Raw genomic sequence first — 16420 nt, 5'->3', positions numbered from 1 at the left:
ATATTTATATATTTTAATTAATTTTCAACTTTTAAAGTTTAATCCACATGTTGTTATCTATTTTGATGGAAGTGGCTGGTAATGTAGGTCAATTTGGTGCTGCTATCGGTGCAGGTCTTGCAATCATCGGTGCTGGTATGGGTATCGGTAAAATCGGTGGTAACGCTGTTGAAGCTATCGCTCGTCAGCCAGAAATCGCAGGTAACATCCAAACTGCAATGATTATCTCAGCAGCCTTGATTGAGGGTGCTACTCTTTTTGCAGTAGTAGTATGTTTGTTGATCGCTCTTTAATAGAGAAAGATTGACGTACCAAGAACCTGAGTTGTAGGGGTAGCCGAGGCTCAGGTTCTCTTTAAAGCTTGAATTGTTTTTTTTATAAACATATATAGAGAAGAAATGAGTATCGTAACTCCTGGAGTAGGTCTGATATTTTGGACTGCGGTAGCTTTCCTGATTGTATTTCTCATCTTAGGTCTTAAAGTTTTTCCTCAAATCTCAGCTGCATTGAGAGATCGTGAAGATTCGATCGATAAAGCGCTTAAAGATGCAGAGGAAGCTCGTACTTCAGTTACAGACTTGAAGTCTACAATTGAGGATATGAAGAAGGAAGCGAGAGCTGAGCGTGAAGAGATTTTGAACGATGCAAAAGCTAACGCTAATAAAATTGTTCAAGAAGCGAAAGAGCAAGCTCAAACTGAAGCTAAGTTGATCTTAGACAATGCTAATGCTTCAATTGTAGCAGAAAGACAAGCAGCAATGAATGAGGTGAAAGCTCAATTGGCAGAAATGTCAATTTCTATTGCTGAAAAGATTTTGAATGAGAAGTTATCTACAGATGCTGCTCAGGAAAAACTTGTTGCTGAGCTAGTAGAAGAGGTAAGTGCCGTAAGATAAGGCATACTATAAATTCTTTGGTTTAACTTTTAAGTCATTAGGAATATGAGTGCTAATACAAGAGCTGCTCAAAGGTATGCAAAGTCGCTTATTACGATGGCGAAAGACCAAGGGAAATTGGAAGTTGTAAAACAAGATTTCACTGAGGTCAAAGATACCTTGCTAGCAAGTCGTGAACTTAGAGTAGTCCTGTCTAACCCTATCATTTCTTCTGAAAAGAAAAATGAGATTTTAGAAGGTCTCTTTAAGGCTACATTAGATCCAATTTCTGCTGACTTTCTTAAGCTAGTTAGTTTTAAAGGTAGAGAAGCTATTCTTCTGTCAATCTCAGAAGCAGTAATCAATGAATACAATGCTTTGCATGAAATTCAGGTTGCTAAAGTTTCTACTCCTTTTGAGCTTAATGAATCACTGAAGTCATCATTTGTACAAATGGTAACAAAGTATTCTGGCAAAGAGAAGGTCCTTTTGGATACTGAAGTAGATAAAGAGCTAATTGGAGGATTTGTTTTGAATATCGGAGATGATTTGAAAATCGATCGCTCTGTGAAATCAAAATTAAACCAATTGAAAGCTCAACTGGTATAAAGAAATTTTTGAAAATAATCTTAAAACATAAATTAGCATGGCTCAGGTAAGACCAGACGAAGTGTCTGCGATTCTAAGAGAGCAACTTTCCAATTTCAAGTTTGAGTCAGAACTAGAAGAAGTTGGAACCGTTCTTCAAGTAGGTGACGGTGTTGCGCGTATTTATGGACTCACAAATGCGGAAGCAGGTGAACTTTTGGAGTTCGAAAGTGGATTAATCGGACTAGTTCTTAACCTTGAAGAGGACAATGTTGGTGCGGTACTTTTTGGTGAATCTTCTAAAGTATCAGAAGGATCATCTGTAAAAAGATCTGGCCGTATTGCTTCTTTACAAGTAGGTAAGGGCGTATTTGGTCGTGTATTGGATGCACTTGGTAACCCAATTGATGGTAAAGGTCCAATTGAAGGTGATACTTACGAAATGCCTTTGGAGCGTAAAGCTCCTGGTGTATTGTTCCGTCAGCCTGTAGAACAACCACTTCAAACAGGTATCAAGTCTATTGACTCTATGGTACCAATCGGACGTGGTCAGCGTGAGTTGATCATTGGTGACCGTCAAACTGGTAAAACTGCAGTAGCAGTTGATGCTATCATCAACCAGAAAGAATTCTACGATAAAGGTGAGCCAGTACACTGTATCTATGTAGCCGTAGGTCAGAAAGCTTCTACAGTAGCAGGTCTTGTATCTACTTTGGAAAAAGCAGGTGCAATGGCATATACTACTATTGTAACAGCTAACGCTTCTGATCCAGCTCCAATGCAGTATTATGCTCCTTTCGCAGGTGCAGCTATTGGTGAGTTTATCCGTGATACGGGAGGCCATGCATTGATTATTTATGATGACCTTTCTAAGCAAGCAGTTGCTTATCGTGAGGTATCATTGCTTCTAAGACGTCCTCCAGGACGTGAGGCATATCCAGGTGATATTTTCTACGTTCACTCTCGTCTATTGGAAAGAGCTGCGAAAATCAACGATAACGATGATATCGCACAGAACATGAATGACCTTCCAGACTCTATCAAAGGCATGGTGAAAGGTGGTGGTTCATTGACTGCACTTCCAATTATCGAAACACAATCGGGTGACGTTTCTGCATATATCCCAACAAACGTAATTTCGATTACTGATGGACAGATCTTCTTGGAGAAAAACTTGTTTGACTCAGGTATCCGTCCAGCAATTAACGTAGGTATCTCAGTATCTCGTGTAGGAGGTTCTGCTCAGATCAAACCTATGAAGAAAGTAGCAGGTACATTGAAACTTGACTTGGCTCAGTTCCGTGAATTGGAAGCATTTGCTAAGTTTGGTTCTGATTTGGACCCTGTAACTAAATTGACTATCGAAAGAGGTCAGAAAAACCAAGAGATGCTGAAACAAGGTCAGTACTCACCAATGAGAGTTGAAGAGCAGGTAGCTGTAATCTTCGCTTCTACAAAAGGTGTTCTTGATCCAGTTCCAGTTGATAAAGTGCAAGCTTTCTCTGCTGAATTCGTTGATGTTCTTTGGAAAAAATCTGAAGATACAATGAAGGAAATCGCTTCAGGTAAGTGGACAGATGAGGCACAAGCAACTTTGAAATCTGTTGGTACAGAAGTAGCTAAAAATTATTCTATATAATAGCCATTAAGGGTTGGGTTTTCACTCAACCCTTAAGAATTAAATTTGAGAGCTAATGGCAAGTCTTAAAGAAGTAAAAGAAAGGATCGGATCTGTAACCTCTACGCAGCAGATTACCAAGGCCATGAAAATGGTAGCGGCAGCTAAATTGCGTAGAGCACAAGAGAAAATCACGCAGATGCGTCCTTACTCGCAGAAATTGACATCTATCATCGATAATGTTTCTTCTACTTTGGGGCCAGATGTAACTATCGGGAACCCTTATTCTGTAGAAAGAGAGGTTGAGAATGTGTTGGTTGTGCTAATTACCTCTGATAAAGGTCTTTGTGGAGCTTTCAATTCTAACGTGATCAAGGCTACAAAATCCTTGATGACTGAGAAATATTCAGCACAAAACGAAGCTGGAAACTTAGAACTTTTAACTATTGGTTCAAAAGGTGATGATGTTTTCAGACGTTTGAATGCAAATGTAAACAGTACTTATAGAGACTTGTTACAGGACCTTAGCTTCGAAAAAGCGAAGGAAGTCGCTGAATATGCAATGAGTGGTTTCCTTGATGGTAAGTACGATGCTGTTGAGGTAGTTTATAATGAGTTTATCAATGTGGTAACTCAAGAAACTAGAACAGACCTATTCTTGCCAGCAGTAAAAAAAGAGGATGAGACTAAAGAGTCAGGTAAAGAATTAGATTTCATTTTCGAACCTTCGAAAGAAGAAATCATTTCTGAGTTGATCCCTAAATCAATGAAGATCGAATTCTACACTAAGATTCTTGATTCTAATGCCTCTGAGCAAGGTTCTCGTATGTCTGCGATGGACAAAGCCACAGATAATGCTGGGGAATTGATTAAAGAACTTACACTTCTTTATAACCAAAGTAGACAGGCTGCTATTACTACTGAAATTCTCGAGATCGTTAGTGGTGCAGAAGCATTGTCACAAAGTTCTTAATTTAGGAAAAAGCATACCTAAAGATATTAACCTCTTAGTTTCGACTAAGAGGTTTTTTTTGTATAAAAAACATTGTGATACTTTATGAAAAAAAATCGTTTTGTATCTTTGGGAGATTTATCCAAACCGCAATAAGATGGACTCACAAACGAATGCAATCAAAGAGAAATTTGGAAACAGACTCCGAGTAAGGGTTTGTGGTTTGTGTATTGATGATAACCAACTCTTATTAATTAAACATAGCTCTTTAGGAGATAAAGGCTTTCTTTGGGTTCCTCCTGGAGGTGGAGTTGATTATGGAGAAGATCTTAAATCAGCATTAAAAAGAGAGTTTTTAGAAGAGACAGGCTTAACTGTAGAAGTGGAAAGGTTTTTATTCGCTCATGAATATTTAGAGAAACCTTTACATGCAGTTGAGTTTTTTTTTCGTGTAAATATTCTTGGAGGTGAACTAGAACAAGGTATTGACCCTGAGTTGGAAGAGAATGAACAGATCATAAAGGAAATAAGATTTGTTCCTTTTGAAGAGCTGAAAGAGTTTCCAAGTGGAACAGTTCACCAAGCAATAAGTAAGTGTGAAAGTCTATCGGATTTGGAGCAATTAGATGGAATTTACCATTATATAAAGTAAATATAGCCTTATAAATATCTAGTATGGCGAAGGTCAAGATAATGAACGAAGCATTGCTAGACATAACTATCAGTCGTTTATGTCAGCAATTAATCGAAAATCACGGAGATTTTAAAGACTCCTTAATTCTAGGTCTTCAACCTAGAGGAGTACTTCTAGCAGATCGAATAGCAAAAAGAATTAAAGAATTGGATGGAACAGATGTGTCTGTTGGGAAACTTGATATTACATTCCATAGAGACGATTTTGGTAGAAGGGAAGCTCCATTGATGCCAAGTAAAACTGAGATCCCATTTCTTATCGAGGACAAAAGAGTAATCTTAGTTGATGATGTTCTTTTTACAGGTAGAACTGTTCGTGCTGCTATGGGTGCTATGTTGACCTTTGGTAGACCGAAACAAGTAGAATTGTTAGTATTGGTAGACCGAAAGTATAGTAGGGATGTACCTATCGAACCTACTTACATTGGTAAAAGCGTAAATTCAATCCAGTCTCAGCGAGTAACTGTAGAATGGAAAGAAACAGGAGCTGAAGAAGAGAGTGTTTGGCTTTCTTTAGAGGACTAAAATTAACTAACAAACTAATCATTATTTTACTTCAACAGATTCTGAGCTATGTTAAGCACTAGACACCTTCTTGGAATTAAAGATCTTACAGAAAAAGATATACACACTATTTTTGAGACAGCTGATTCTTTCAAAGAAGTGATTAATAGACCAATTAAAAAGGTTCCTTCTTTAAGAGATGTGACAATAGCTAATGTCTTTTTTGAAAATTCTACTCGTACAAAACTTTCATTTGAATTAGCAGAAAAAAGACTTTCGGCAGATGTAATTAACTTTTCTGCTTCGGGTAGTTCAGTGAAGAAAGGAGAAACATTATTAGATACAGTTAATAATATCCTATCTATGAAAGTAGATATGATTGTGATGCGTCACTCTTTCCCTGGAGCTCCACACTTCTTGTCTAAACACATTAATGCAAATATTGTAAATGCTGGCGATGGAACTCATGAACATCCAACACAAGCTCTTTTAGACACTTTTTCAATCAGAGAAAGATTGGGTGATGTTGCAGGGAAAAAAGTAGTTATCGTTGGAGATATTCTTCATTCACGAGTTGCTCTTTCAAATATCTTTGCGCTTCAAAAGTTAGGGGCGGAAGTGATGGTTTGTGGGCCCAATACTTTAATTCCAAAATATATCGATCAATTAGGAGTTAAAGTAGAAAATGACATTCGTAAGGCTCTTAAATGGTGTGATGTAGCAAATATTTTACGTATCCAAATGGAACGTCAGCTTGTGAAAAATTTCCCTTCTACAAGAGAATACTCGATGTATTATGGTGTAAATAAAGAGTTGATCGATTCTTTGGATAAGGAAATCGTGATCATGCACCCAGGTCCAATCAATAGAGGAGTGGAGATTACAACTGACGTGGCTGATAGTGAGCAAGCAATTATTCTAGATCAAGTAGAAAATGGAGTAGCAGTCCGTATGGCTGTACTTTACCTTCTTGCTGGTAGATAGAAAATGATATTTAGTCTTTCTAATAGATTAAAAAACACCTTTGAGAACACAATTTGTACTCAAAGGTGTTTTCTCTATAAATGTATTTATATTTGACCCAAATCCTTAAAATATTATGACAGAACCGATGCCAGTTTTTAGTGATTACGAGCCAAATTTTCTTTTTAAATCAGGGCATTTTAGTACTATCTATCCCTATCTTTTCAGACAAGTTGATATCAAATATGATAGAGAACGAATCAAAACACAAGATGGTGATTTTATAGATCTTGATCGAAGTTTAGTAGGTGGTGAGTATTGTGTTATTTTGGCTCATGGATTGGAAGGAAGTTCACAATCGACATATGCTCTAGGTTCTGCAAAGGCTTATAATGCCATAGGCTGGGATGTAATTGTCACTAATTCTAGAGGATGTAGCGGTGAGCCTAATTTGCTTTATCGATCATACCACAGTGGTTTTACAGAGGATTTAGGACTGACAATAGATCATGTAGCTTCGCACTATAATTATAAGGCAATCGTACTTGTAGGATTTAGTATGGGAGGAAATATAGTACTGAAGTATGGAGGAGAAGTAGGTGCTAATCTTCATCCTAATGTAGCAGGATTAGTTGCGGTTTCTGCTCCTTGTGATTTGCATGCAGCCTCTAACAAAATATCTACAACAGGAAATATTCTTTATCAAAAACGTTTCATGAATTCTCTAAAAAAGAAACTTCATCAGAAACGTCAATTTGAAGAATGTACTTACTCGGCTGAAGAGCTAGATAGAGCAACAGGTTTTTTGGAAATAGATAATATGTATACAGCACCTGCTCATGGTTTTAAAGATGCTTTAGACTATTGGAAAACCTGTAGCAGTAAACAATTTATTGATAATATTCGCCAAAAGACATTGATCATTTCAGCTCAAAATGATCCATTTTATACAGAAGAATGCCACCCTGTAAAAGAAGCTGAAGCTAATGAAAATGTGAAATTGATTCTTACAAAATATGGTGGGCACGTAGGTTTCCCGTTGTTTGGAGAAGATATTTATTGGCATGAGCAACAAATCCAACGTTTTTTACAACAGATTGGATAATTTTGGACAAGATTTAAATTATAAAAATAATAGGAATGATTTCATTTTACCCTGGACCTTCTAAAGTGTATCCACAAGTGAAGGAGTATATGATGGAGGCAATGGATACTGGTATTCTAAGTTGTAATCACAGAAGTCCAGAGTTTGTAGATTTGTCCAAAGAGACCATAAAGCTTTTGAAAAAGAAGCTTGATATTCCTAAAAACTACACCATCTTTTTTCTCTCTTCAGCAACAGAATGTTGGGAGGTACTCTCAGAGTCGTACAAACCTTTATTCAGTACACATATTTATAATGGTGCATTTGGTGAAAAATGGTATTTAAATAAAAAGAAGTTAGATGCGAATGCTATGGCATTTGAATATCCAATTCATAGGGAAATCTCAGTAAACAAATTATCGAAGCTAAACAGTAGCTATACAGAGGCTATTTGTCTGACTCCCAATGAAACTTCCAATGCTACCAAAGTAAGTAAAAATATGATGCACAAAGTCCGTCAAAGATTTAAGAAATCTTTGATTATGACTGATGTGACTTCAAGTTTAGGAGGAGTAGATTTAGATTGGTTGAGTGCTGATATTTGGTATGCTTCAGTCCAAAAGTGTTTAGGACTTCCTGCAGGAATGGCACTTATGATTTGTTCTCCTAGGGCTATAGAGAAAGCTTTAGAGTTGAATGAAAATAAGCATTATAACAGTATGGTAGCGATGATAAAGCAGATGGAACGTTTCCAGACAACACATACGCCTAATGTTCTGAATATCTTTTTGCTGAATAAGGTAATGCAAATGCGTGATCCAATTAAGCGTATTTCAAATCAGACTAAAACACGTATGCAATCCATGCAAAACGTATTGCAAAAGAATGGTTACGAACCTTTAATCCCTTATACAAGACTTCGCTCAGATACGGTTTTAGCAATTAAAGATAACGCCTCGCGAATAACTGAGATTAAGAAGAAGGCGAAAAAAGAAGGCTTTGTTTTAGGAAATGGATATGGTGATTGGAAAGAAAATACCTTCAGAATTGCGAACTTTCCTGCCATTACGAATGATGAAATAACTCAGCTAGTAGACTTCTTAAAATTGAATGCCTAGTTTTGTAAATTGAATCTAAATATTCTAAGGAAAAAATCCTCAATACAATCATTTGTATTGAGGATTTTATGTTTGTAAAACTGTAATGCTATTTCAGTACGAAGCAGTCTATTGAGCTTTCGCTTCAGGAGTATCGTTAACAACCAAAACAATTTTCTGTTTATCAGCCTTTCGGACTTCATTCATAAAAGAAACATAATCATTGTACAATGATTTGTCGTGATAGCCTTTCTTCCAAATCTCTTTTTTCTCAAAAATCAGCTTACCTTCTTCTTGAGTTATTTTTGAATGATAAGAACCGAAAATAGTTTCGATATTATTCTCTTCAGGAATAAACTCAATGCTTACATTTTTTGGTAAGTTAATGACTGTTTTTTCAATGAATTCATTGTCATAACTCCCTACTTCAAAATTGTATTCTCTATTCTTATCCTTTCTTAGTTTGTAAGTTGTACGGTAGAAAATATTTGAAGGTATAAATAGACGTTGTCCGCTTTTTGAAGCAAGATTCCTAATCTTGAGTTTGCTTTGAAGTTGTGCTTTAGCTTCTCCATCAATTTTAGACTTTGTTTCTATTTCAGTGACTTCAAATGCACCAATCGAAAGGTCTTCTTTTAAGTATTCTTTTTGTTTATCAGTACTTTCTTTATAGATATACTCGATATCTTCATATGGCACACCTTTAAGATCAAGTTTGAATTGAGCATCAGCATTTCCGTTGGCAAACAAGTCAACTTCCGCAGAAATGATTGTTTGGTTATCAGTTGATTTATATTTTGGAGTTCTAACAAGCTTGCCACCATCTTGATTATGTATAAGTACCTGTCGATCATTTGTAAAGGTACCATGATAATTAAATGGGCCTTTTTGAGATGTACATTCAGCCCAAACTGTATCACTTTCAAGAGGGATACATAAAAAGACATGATTAAACTGTTGAGAAGGCATTTCTTCATTGATATCAGACTTTCCTTCACCAGCCCTTACAGAAGTGTACAAAGATTCTATGCCTATTTCTTTTAGGGCTACCCTAAGGTAATTTGTTAGAGCTTTACAGTCTCCAAAACCATTTTCTTCTACCCACGCAGGTTGCTGAGGTTGCCATCCACCTATTCCTAAAGATACATTTACATAGCGAACTTTGTTTTGCATGTATTCATAAAGAGCCTTTGCTTTATCATAATCATTGTTATGCTTGTCAGCAATTTCATGAACCTCTTGTTTTACACTTTCAGGAAGTTCATTCCTATCTAGCAAGAGGTTGTATTTCCATTTTCCAAAATTTTGCCACGAATCTTGCTTTCCTTGAGTTCCTTGCATTTTAAATTCAGTAAATGAAAGACTAACAGAAGGGAAAATATCTTCAAAACGTGATAATCGCTCTCTTTCAATACAAGGTTGATTATTCATTTCCCATTTAAAGGTAAATGTATCTTCTATTTGAGTTAGATTGAGTTTTTGATTTTCTTTTAAATTGCGTTCAAAATAATTAATAAGCTCTTTAGAAAAAGAATGAACTTCTAATGAGGATTGTTGAACACTATGCTTTTCTGAATAAATAGGAGACCACCTAGGTGCATTAAATGATTGTTTTTGAATAGTTTTATGCTGTATCCATATCGTATATGGATACACACCATATCTCATATCAGCTATTTTAACTCGATTATCCGTTTTGAAAGCAGAGCCAGATGCACTTAAATCTTGAATATCTGACTTTTTTAGTTTTTTGACGAGCTTTCCATTTTTATCATAGATCGCAGCTTTGATATAGTCAATATCGGTGAAGCTGTCGTAACCAATAACAATGTAGGCGTAATCTTCTTGCCTTTTAGTGAAAATGGTATAAGCCTTCGTAACCTTTTCTTCTATATTATCTAAAGCTTTGATATTGAAAACTTCTTTTTCCTCTCTAGTGACTACCTCTGCATTTTCAACAAGTTCTGTAGGAATATCTTTTACAGGGTAGGCAAATTTTTCTTGAGCAATACTCTGAACGGCTAGGAAACAAGCGATGAACAGTATAAAATAACTTTTCATTTGTATTTGAATTGAAAAAATAAGAGTGACTTGTAGTTTTACAAATCACTCTTAATTATTGAAATTTCTAATTATTGAGCTTTTTTGACCAAAACAAGTTGTTCTTGATGTTTAGAGAATACTTGGGTGAAGAACTCTCTCAATGTTGGATATTCTTCAGGCATAAAGCTGTCTTTTTTGAGGTTCATTCTTGACATAATTTGAATGATATTACCTGTACTTGAAACATTGTAAGTAAAAGATGCCGCTTTATTTGGTAGAACAATTCTGATTGGTTTTGGAATAGACTCTAACTCATATCCTTCTGGGATTTTTAAGGAAATGCTCATGTTTTCAGCCATGCTATAAGGTAAATCTACTGGGTAAATCCTTTTCTCTTTCTGAAAAGGATTTGATTTCCAGCCAAGGCCTAAGAACATAGGGACGTAGATACGGTCTCCCATATTACCTTCACCTTCAATTGTTCTATGGAATTTTACTTTTAAAGGTTTTCCTATTTCTTTTAAGTTCTCAACAGACGCTTCTTGTACGCCAAAATCTTCACCTTCTGCTTCCGAAACCTCTTCATCAGCATCATCTTCAGAAAGAACTTCTTCAATGTATTTCATTTCACCTTTTGCAAGGATTTTCTTTCTAGCATTTAGTGCATAGTACCCTGATTTAGATTGCATGATATTCGCACTCACTTCTCCTTCTGGGGAAATACTACCTTGTACATATGTCATCTCAAGACTTTTTACATTAGTTTTAAGATTGACCCACTGAGGCATTTTAGAGACTGTTATACCACTCCCCATACTTCTATCATTTATAGCAATGGTATTAGGTGTACGTAGTGGATTAGTTGCGTTCATAACAATTTGACCACCTTCAACAAAGGCTACAGCTAAAATAGAATTCATTCTAGTTAGCATTGGATATGAAGGATTGATAAGTCCATTACGTCTAGTACTAATGATAACTGGCTCGGCTTTAATACCCGCTTCTTGAAGCATTCCAACTAAAATTAGGTTAAGTGCAGCTGTATTACCAGTTTTTGTTTTAACTACTTCATTGAATGCATCACCAGGGATGATTCCGTAGCTGTTATTCCAAGTGAAGTTTTGGTTTACATAATTATAGATAGCACCAATTTTCTCAGCATCTGTGGTAGCATTTGCAGACAGAAGTGCTACTTCATTTTTTAAACGACTTGTTTTATTCAGATAGCCTCCAAATTCAGAGTCAAATAAAAGTTCTTTAGCAAGTTTTTCCCAAGAACTTTGGTAACTCTCTCTTACAACACCATAACTATCTTTTATTGCTTGAAGTTGAAAGTCCATTTTAGTGATGTAATCTTCATAAGAAGCTATGAACGATTCATCTTTAAATGCCGGGACATTTTCCATACTCCATTCATGCCTGAAAATAGTTCCTAGTTTAGGATCAGTAGAATTAACCTTTTCATATTTCGGGTAAAGATAACCTCCGGGTAAAAATTTGTATTCAAGAAATTCTGGAATAGTAAATGAATACTCTGATTTAACTGTTGGAATATCATCTTGGAAGTACCATGTATCGACCCCAAAAGACTCACTAGAAATATTGTAAGTGAATTCTACAACAGAGCCAACTTTTACTTGCGGAAGTGTAAATTTTCTAACAGATCTGTACTTGCTTACCTCTTCACTAGATACGTTATCTTTATCTAGTTTGGTAGAGACTATTTTACCATCTACCAGATTGTGTGTGTAAGCTTTAAGTCCAGTGATTTTATCAAGTTTGGTAGAGAAGTAGATTTCTTGATTTGCTTGATCAAGTCCATCCTCAGTCAAAATTTTGATACGAACAGTCCTTTTGAACTTCATCATGAAACCCTGACCGTAGTAGTAATCTACTCTAGAGTTTCCATTGTCGTACATAATTACAGCTTCTGCTGTAGAGTCTAGCGCGTAGCTAGTCATTTCTAATAGCTCAGTACTTACTTTTCCAAATTTGAATTTGTCTTTAGCGATACTAATTGAAGAAAAGCTGAAAAGAAATGCTAGTAATAAAAAATGTTTCATCTATGAAAAAAAAATGGTTTGTTACTCACCTTGTTAGATTAGAACTAAGAAAATCAATTCTTAGAATACTTCCTATATAATCTTATACTTTTTGTTATAAGGCAAACAAAAAAAAGCCTCTCATACTTGAAAGGCTTTATCTTATCTTACTGATGGTCATTAGGTGATTAAATATCAAGATATTTAAGTAATAGACCTATTCGGTCTTTGCTTGTATCTATTGTTTCCTCGTCTTGGAATTTTGCAACTATCTTGTATTGGAATCTTTCCAAGGTTGCAATGATACTTGTAAGGTCTTTTGTGTTCAGTTTGAGTGTCAATTGTAGAGAGTTTTTATCTTCACCAACTTCTACAAAACTACTCAAGATTCGTGCATTATTTGTTTCTATATGGCGGCTTATCTCTGCTAAAGAATAATTGATTGCATCTACTTTCAAAACAAGGATACTTCCTTCAACTTGAGAGGCAAACATATCTGATAGCGATGCTACTGTATCTCTGAGTGAAATACAGCCAATATATTCATCTTCGGCATTGAGTACAGCTACTAATTCTACTGAGTGTTCCCCTGCTATATCAAGAATTCTGTAGAAATGGTCATATTGATAGATAAATGCTTTTTGGTGCTGTAGTGCGTGCTTCCCACTATTAACCCCTTGAGATAGGTCTAGGTCTAGCAGACATTCTTCTGTGATAACGCCAAGAAATTTATTCCCCTCAACAACTGGAAGTTGGTCGAGTTGTAACTCCTCCATCCATTCATAAATCCTCTCTATAGGATCTGACATTTTTACAACAGGAATCTCTGAGCTGATATATTCTTTTGCGTACATGTGTATGAAGGAATTTAGCAGAAATACTTTAAAAAAAGATAACCAAGATAAAGCTAGCTTTATCTTGGTTATTAAACGTGATCCTAAGAAAGATAGTTTAATTTTTTGTTCTCTCCAAGAAGTCCTCCAAAAGGGTATTAAAAGTCTTAGGATGTTCCATCATTGGAGCATGACAACACTTATCTATGAAGTGTAACTCTGTATCAGGAATCTTCTCATTAAACTCATGTGCAACCTCTGGTGGAGTAATGGTATCATTAGATCCCCAAATCAAACACGTTTTTACTTTAATATCTTTAAGATCATCTCTTAAATTGTTTTTCTGAGCCGACCTTGCCAAGTAAACGATACGAATACATTTACCATTGTCTTTAGTCGTTTCATACACCTCGTCGATTAGCTCTTTAGTAGCTACTTTCGGGTCATAGAATGTGTACTCAGTCTTTTCTTTTACAAATTGATAATCACCTCTTTTTGGGAAAGAAGTACCCATTGTATTTTCATACAAACCTGAACTTCCTGTCAAAATTAGGCGATTTACTTTCTCTTGGTTTTTCAAGGTGTAGATCAACCCCACATGCCCTCCAAGGGAATTACCAACGATATTGACCTTTTCAAACCCAAATTCCTTAACAAATTTCTCAACGAATTTATTAAGTCCTTTTAACCCGGCATCTTTGAGCGGGAGTGTGTATAACGGTAACATTGGGATTACGACACGATATTTTTTTGAAAAATGCTCTGTCACATGCTCCCAGTTACTCAAGGCGCCGAATAATCCGTGCAATAATAATAGCACTTCTCCTTCGCCTTCGTCAATGTACTTAAACCCGTTCCTTTCTTTAATCTCCAAATCCATGAAAAAAAATATTAGTTACATCCAATCCTAACTCCGCAAAAGTAAGGATAAAATTCAATTCTTTACAAATACGAACAATAACATTCTATTAAATAACAGGATTCTGGGCCAAGATTGAGATTATATAACAATTTTAGTGACCTTGATCAGCTAAATTATTCATTTTCAATTTTGAAGCCCCAGTAAGAAGCTTCCCATTTTCTAGGAATAGGGTAGTGTGTGAGTAAGTTATGGAGGAAGTCTTTTAAGGAAAAGCTACGTCCACGTTTATTTTGTAATTGATGTCTCCAAAAGTCAATACGTTCATAAGCACTGTAAGTAACACAGAAGTTTGCAGGTTCAACAAGGACTTGATCTACAATGTATTTACTCTCTATTTCAGATAGTAAGGCATTTTTTGACGTGTAATCAATAGCTTCTTTTCTACTCCACGATTGTAACTGTAATCCAATGTCAACTCTCATAGCTACGGCATTTTGGAGCGCTTCATATACAATCATCCATTCCTCCATCTCGTACCTTTCATACAGATTCAAACGGTGAAATTCTTTGAGAAGAAAATAACGCCATCCTTTTTGAAAACCTGTAGTATTCCAGATTCGGCGGAAGGAGGGAAGGTCGCTATTCATAATACGGATATTTCTGATATGATCACCATAAAAATACATCAGTGTCCATACAACTCCTTTGTAGATAGGTATTTTGTAACCATCAGCAGCAGGGATGTATAAACGACCATTTCGAGTGTTATTTAAACTCGAAGGATAGTAATAAGGTTGAATGATACCAATCGGTAGGTCTGTAGGTATGGGTACAATATCTATATTCTGATCATTCTGATTCCAGTATAAAATTGGTTTTTCTCCTAAACTTAGCTTTTGGATATTTGATAGGATGTCATGAATGAGACTATCTGTCGAATTATAATAGAAAGATTTATCAGATGCCATCTTTTCTATATAAGTATCGGCGTAATGTAGTTCTTTATTTTTGGTAGAGATTTCGCATTCTTCTAAAGCATTTTGCCAATATTTGATCTCGTTGTCAATTTTATCTACCAATGAATCTGTAGACAGTTTTCCGAAAAGCTCACTTTGTTCTTCTGCAAGATTTCTAACCAAACTAAACTTGAAAAAATCTTCAGGTACAGTTCCTTGAGAAGCTGGTAAACTTTGCAATAAACGAATGACATCTCGGTAAGCAAGATTACTAGGTATAATACTTTCTTGTATTGCCTCTTCTACTTCTAGAAGAAGTTTAGCTTTCTCAGCATCAGAAATATTCTGAAGTTTATCAATCTTTATTCTGAAGTCATGATATAAAAAATGCACTTTAGGCTCACAGATTAAAAGCTCAATCTGCTTATGCATTGTTCTAAGAACTTCAGGGTGAGGGATGATAAAGGTTTCGTTTAAAATACCTTCTGAAATAGCCTCTGATAAACTTTGATCTATCTCACGATGTAAAACACCAGAATGACTCTCGTTCGTTTCTGAAGTTGTGTGAAGAGTATAGCCTGTTAAGATTTGAGAAATCTTGTTTTCGTAGGCGTAAAGTCTTTTGAGGTAGTTGTCAGCATCAGCAATATTTTCAATTTGGTGAGAATTTATCATGAACAGCATGAATTTAATATGTTCACCATTTATGTGATCAAATTTTAATGCATACTGAGGGTAGAGGTATCCAAAAGTGATACTCTCATCAAGAATGTATCTCAATATTTGGGCTGAAAGCTGTTCTTCTTTATCTAATTTGTGTTGTTTGTAGCTATTTAATATTTCAATATTTTTTTCGGAAGATTTGAGCAGTTTATTGAATTGTGTTGAAGAAGCATCATCCAACCTTCCTTCAATAGCATATCGTTCTACTCGATCTTTTAACCTAAAATCAGTTTCGATTTCTGGAAATAGCTCACAGTACTCATGGAAAAAGCGTTCGAAAAAAATATCTATCGAAGATGGTTTGTAGTATTTATGACTAACAAGGTCTACAGTAACACTAACAATAAGCAGTGTACTCACTAAAAAGAAGATTTTTGTGAGATTAAGAAAGATAAGATCTCTAAGCTTACGTAAGTAATAGTTTAATGTTGGTTTTAATCTTCGCACAATTTATTTGTTTTATCAAGGTATAAACCTCTATATTTTTTAGGTTCAGGCTAAGGTCTCAATGAATTTTCCTATTTTTCTGCTAATATAAGGTAGTTGGAATTTTGTTAATAGCCAATCCTATATTTCTTCAACATTCA

General features: G+C 35.5%; 15 protein-coding genes. 10 read left to right on the top strand and 5 right to left on the bottom strand.

Features of this window, described 5'->3' with window-relative positions; translation table 11 throughout:
• The first annotated feature begins 47 nt into the window (after positions 1-47).
• The 10 genes from atpE (at position 48) to BC781_RS02160 (ending at position 8395) form a co-directional block, all read left to right on the top strand.
• A complete protein-coding gene (atpE, locus tag BC781_RS02205; RefSeq protein ID WP_109615614.1) occupies positions 48-293 on the top strand; it encodes an ATP synthase F0 subunit C in 246 nt (81 codons plus the stop codon).
• A 105-nt stretch (positions 294-398) separates the two neighbouring features.
• Positions 399-896, top strand: a complete 498-nt coding sequence (gene atpF / locus BC781_RS02200) for a F0F1 ATP synthase subunit B (protein WP_109615613.1) — start codon at positions 399-401, stop codon at positions 894-896.
• A gap of 45 nt (positions 897-941) precedes the next feature.
• A complete protein-coding gene (atpH, locus tag BC781_RS02195) occupies positions 942-1484 on the top strand; it encodes an ATP synthase F1 subunit delta (RefSeq protein WP_109615612.1) in 543 nt (180 codons plus the stop codon).
• A 37-nt stretch (positions 1485-1521) separates the two neighbouring features.
• The gene (gene atpA, locus BC781_RS02190; RefSeq protein ID WP_109615611.1) at positions 1522-3102 is read left to right on the top strand and encodes a F0F1 ATP synthase subunit alpha; all 1581 of its coding nucleotides are present in this window, start codon (positions 1522-1524) and stop codon (positions 3100-3102) included.
• Positions 3103-3157: 55 nt separating this feature from the next.
• Positions 3158-4054 carry an ATP synthase F1 subunit gamma gene (atpG, locus tag BC781_RS02185; protein ID WP_109615610.1) on the top strand — a complete coding sequence of 299 codons (897 nt, stop codon included), beginning with the start codon at positions 3158-3160 and terminating at the stop codon, positions 4052-4054.
• 136 nt (positions 4055-4190) lie between these two features.
• On the top strand, positions 4191-4685 hold the full coding sequence (locus tag BC781_RS02180; protein WP_109616562.1) for an NUDIX domain-containing protein: 495 nt from the start codon (positions 4191-4193) through the stop codon (positions 4683-4685).
• Between the two features lie 23 nt (positions 4686-4708).
• Complete coding sequence (gene pyrR / locus BC781_RS02175; RefSeq protein WP_109615609.1) at positions 4709-5251, top strand: bifunctional pyr operon transcriptional regulator/uracil phosphoribosyltransferase PyrR; 543 nt, start codon at positions 4709-4711, stop codon at positions 5249-5251.
• A gap of 48 nt (positions 5252-5299) precedes the next feature.
• The gene (locus tag BC781_RS02170; protein ID WP_109615608.1) at positions 5300-6214 is read left to right on the top strand and encodes an aspartate carbamoyltransferase catalytic subunit; all 915 of its coding nucleotides are present in this window, start codon (positions 5300-5302) and stop codon (positions 6212-6214) included.
• Positions 6215-6329: 115 nt separating this feature from the next.
• On the top strand, positions 6330-7298 hold the full coding sequence (locus BC781_RS02165) for a YheT family hydrolase (protein WP_109615607.1): 969 nt from the start codon (positions 6330-6332) through the stop codon (positions 7296-7298).
• 35 nt (positions 7299-7333) lie between these two features.
• On the top strand, positions 7334-8395 hold the full coding sequence (locus tag BC781_RS02160; RefSeq protein WP_109615606.1) for an aminotransferase class V-fold PLP-dependent enzyme: 1062 nt from the start codon (positions 7334-7336) through the stop codon (positions 8393-8395).
• 108 nt (positions 8396-8503) lie between these two features.
• Here the strand turns inward: BC781_RS02160 and BC781_RS02155 are convergent, their stop codons facing one another.
• The 5 genes from BC781_RS02155 to BC781_RS02135 form a co-directional block, all read right to left on the bottom strand.
• Positions 8504-10435 carry a DUF3857 domain-containing protein gene (locus tag BC781_RS02155; RefSeq protein ID WP_109615605.1) on the bottom strand — a complete coding sequence of 644 codons (1932 nt, stop codon included), beginning with the start codon at positions 10433-10435 and terminating at the stop codon, positions 8504-8506.
• Between the two features lie 71 nt (positions 10436-10506).
• Positions 10507-12480: a DUF3857 domain-containing protein gene (locus BC781_RS02150; protein WP_109615604.1), complete on the bottom strand. Its 1974-nt coding sequence runs from the start codon at positions 12478-12480 to the stop codon at positions 10507-10509.
• A gap of 167 nt (positions 12481-12647) precedes the next feature.
• Entirely contained in the window at positions 12648-13313 is a 666-nt protein-coding gene (locus tag BC781_RS02145) for a CBS domain-containing protein (protein ID WP_109615603.1), read from the bottom strand.
• Positions 13314-13410: 97 nt separating this feature from the next.
• Positions 13411-14172 (bottom strand): alpha/beta fold hydrolase, encoded by a 762-nt coding sequence (locus BC781_RS02140; RefSeq protein ID WP_109615602.1) that lies wholly within the window; start codon positions 14170-14172, stop codon positions 13411-13413.
• A gap of 155 nt (positions 14173-14327) precedes the next feature.
• Positions 14328-16280 carry a DUF885 family protein gene (locus BC781_RS02135; protein ID WP_158281374.1) on the bottom strand — a complete coding sequence of 651 codons (1953 nt, stop codon included), beginning with the start codon at positions 16278-16280 and terminating at the stop codon, positions 14328-14330.
• Positions 16281-16420: the final 140 nt, after the last annotated feature.

The organism is Sediminitomix flava (assembly GCF_003149185.1).
GTDB lineage: Bacteria > Bacteroidota > Bacteroidia > Cytophagales > Flammeovirgaceae > Sediminitomix > Sediminitomix flava.
This window is presented reverse-complemented; position numbering and strand designations above follow the sequence as displayed.

Bases quoted from the DNA above. Each gene is read 5' to 3' on its own strand.
- pyrR (WP_109615609.1), top strand. From the start codon at position 4,709: ATGGCGAAGGTCAAGATAATGAACGAAGCATTGCTAGACATAACTATC.
- atpA (WP_109615611.1), top strand. From the start codon at position 1,522: ATGGCTCAGGTAAGACCAGACGAAGTGTCTGCGATTCTAAGAGAGCAA.
- BC781_RS02165 (WP_109615607.1), top strand. From the start codon at position 6,330: ATGACAGAACCGATGCCAGTTTTTAGTGATTACGAGCCAAATTTTCTT.
- atpF (WP_109615613.1), top strand. From the start codon at position 399: ATGAGTATCGTAACTCCTGGAGTAGGTCTGATATTTTGGACTGCGGTA.
- BC781_RS02170 (WP_109615608.1), top strand. From the start codon at position 5,300: ATGTTAAGCACTAGACACCTTCTTGGAATTAAAGATCTTACAGAAAAA.
- BC781_RS02150 (WP_109615604.1), bottom strand. From the start codon at position 12,480: ATGAAACATTTTTTATTACTAGCATTTCTTTTCAGCTTTTCTTCAATT.
- atpH (WP_109615612.1), top strand. From the start codon at position 942: ATGAGTGCTAATACAAGAGCTGCTCAAAGGTATGCAAAGTCGCTTATT.
- BC781_RS02160 (WP_109615606.1), top strand. From the start codon at position 7,334: ATGATTTCATTTTACCCTGGACCTTCTAAAGTGTATCCACAAGTGAAG.
- BC781_RS02180 (WP_109616562.1), top strand. From the start codon at position 4,191: ATGGACTCACAAACGAATGCAATCAAAGAGAAATTTGGAAACAGACTC.
- atpE (WP_109615614.1), top strand. From the start codon at position 48: ATGTTGTTATCTATTTTGATGGAAGTGGCTGGTAATGTAGGTCAATTT.
- BC781_RS02140 (WP_109615602.1), bottom strand. From the start codon at position 14,172: ATGGATTTGGAGATTAAAGAAAGGAACGGGTTTAAGTACATTGACGAA.
- BC781_RS02145 (WP_109615603.1), bottom strand. From the start codon at position 13,313: ATGTACGCAAAAGAATATATCAGCTCAGAGATTCCTGTTGTAAAAATG.
- BC781_RS02155 (WP_109615605.1), bottom strand. From the start codon at position 10,435: ATGAAAAGTTATTTTATACTGTTCATCGCTTGTTTCCTAGCCGTTCAG.
- atpG (WP_109615610.1), top strand. From the start codon at position 3,158: ATGGCAAGTCTTAAAGAAGTAAAAGAAAGGATCGGATCTGTAACCTCT.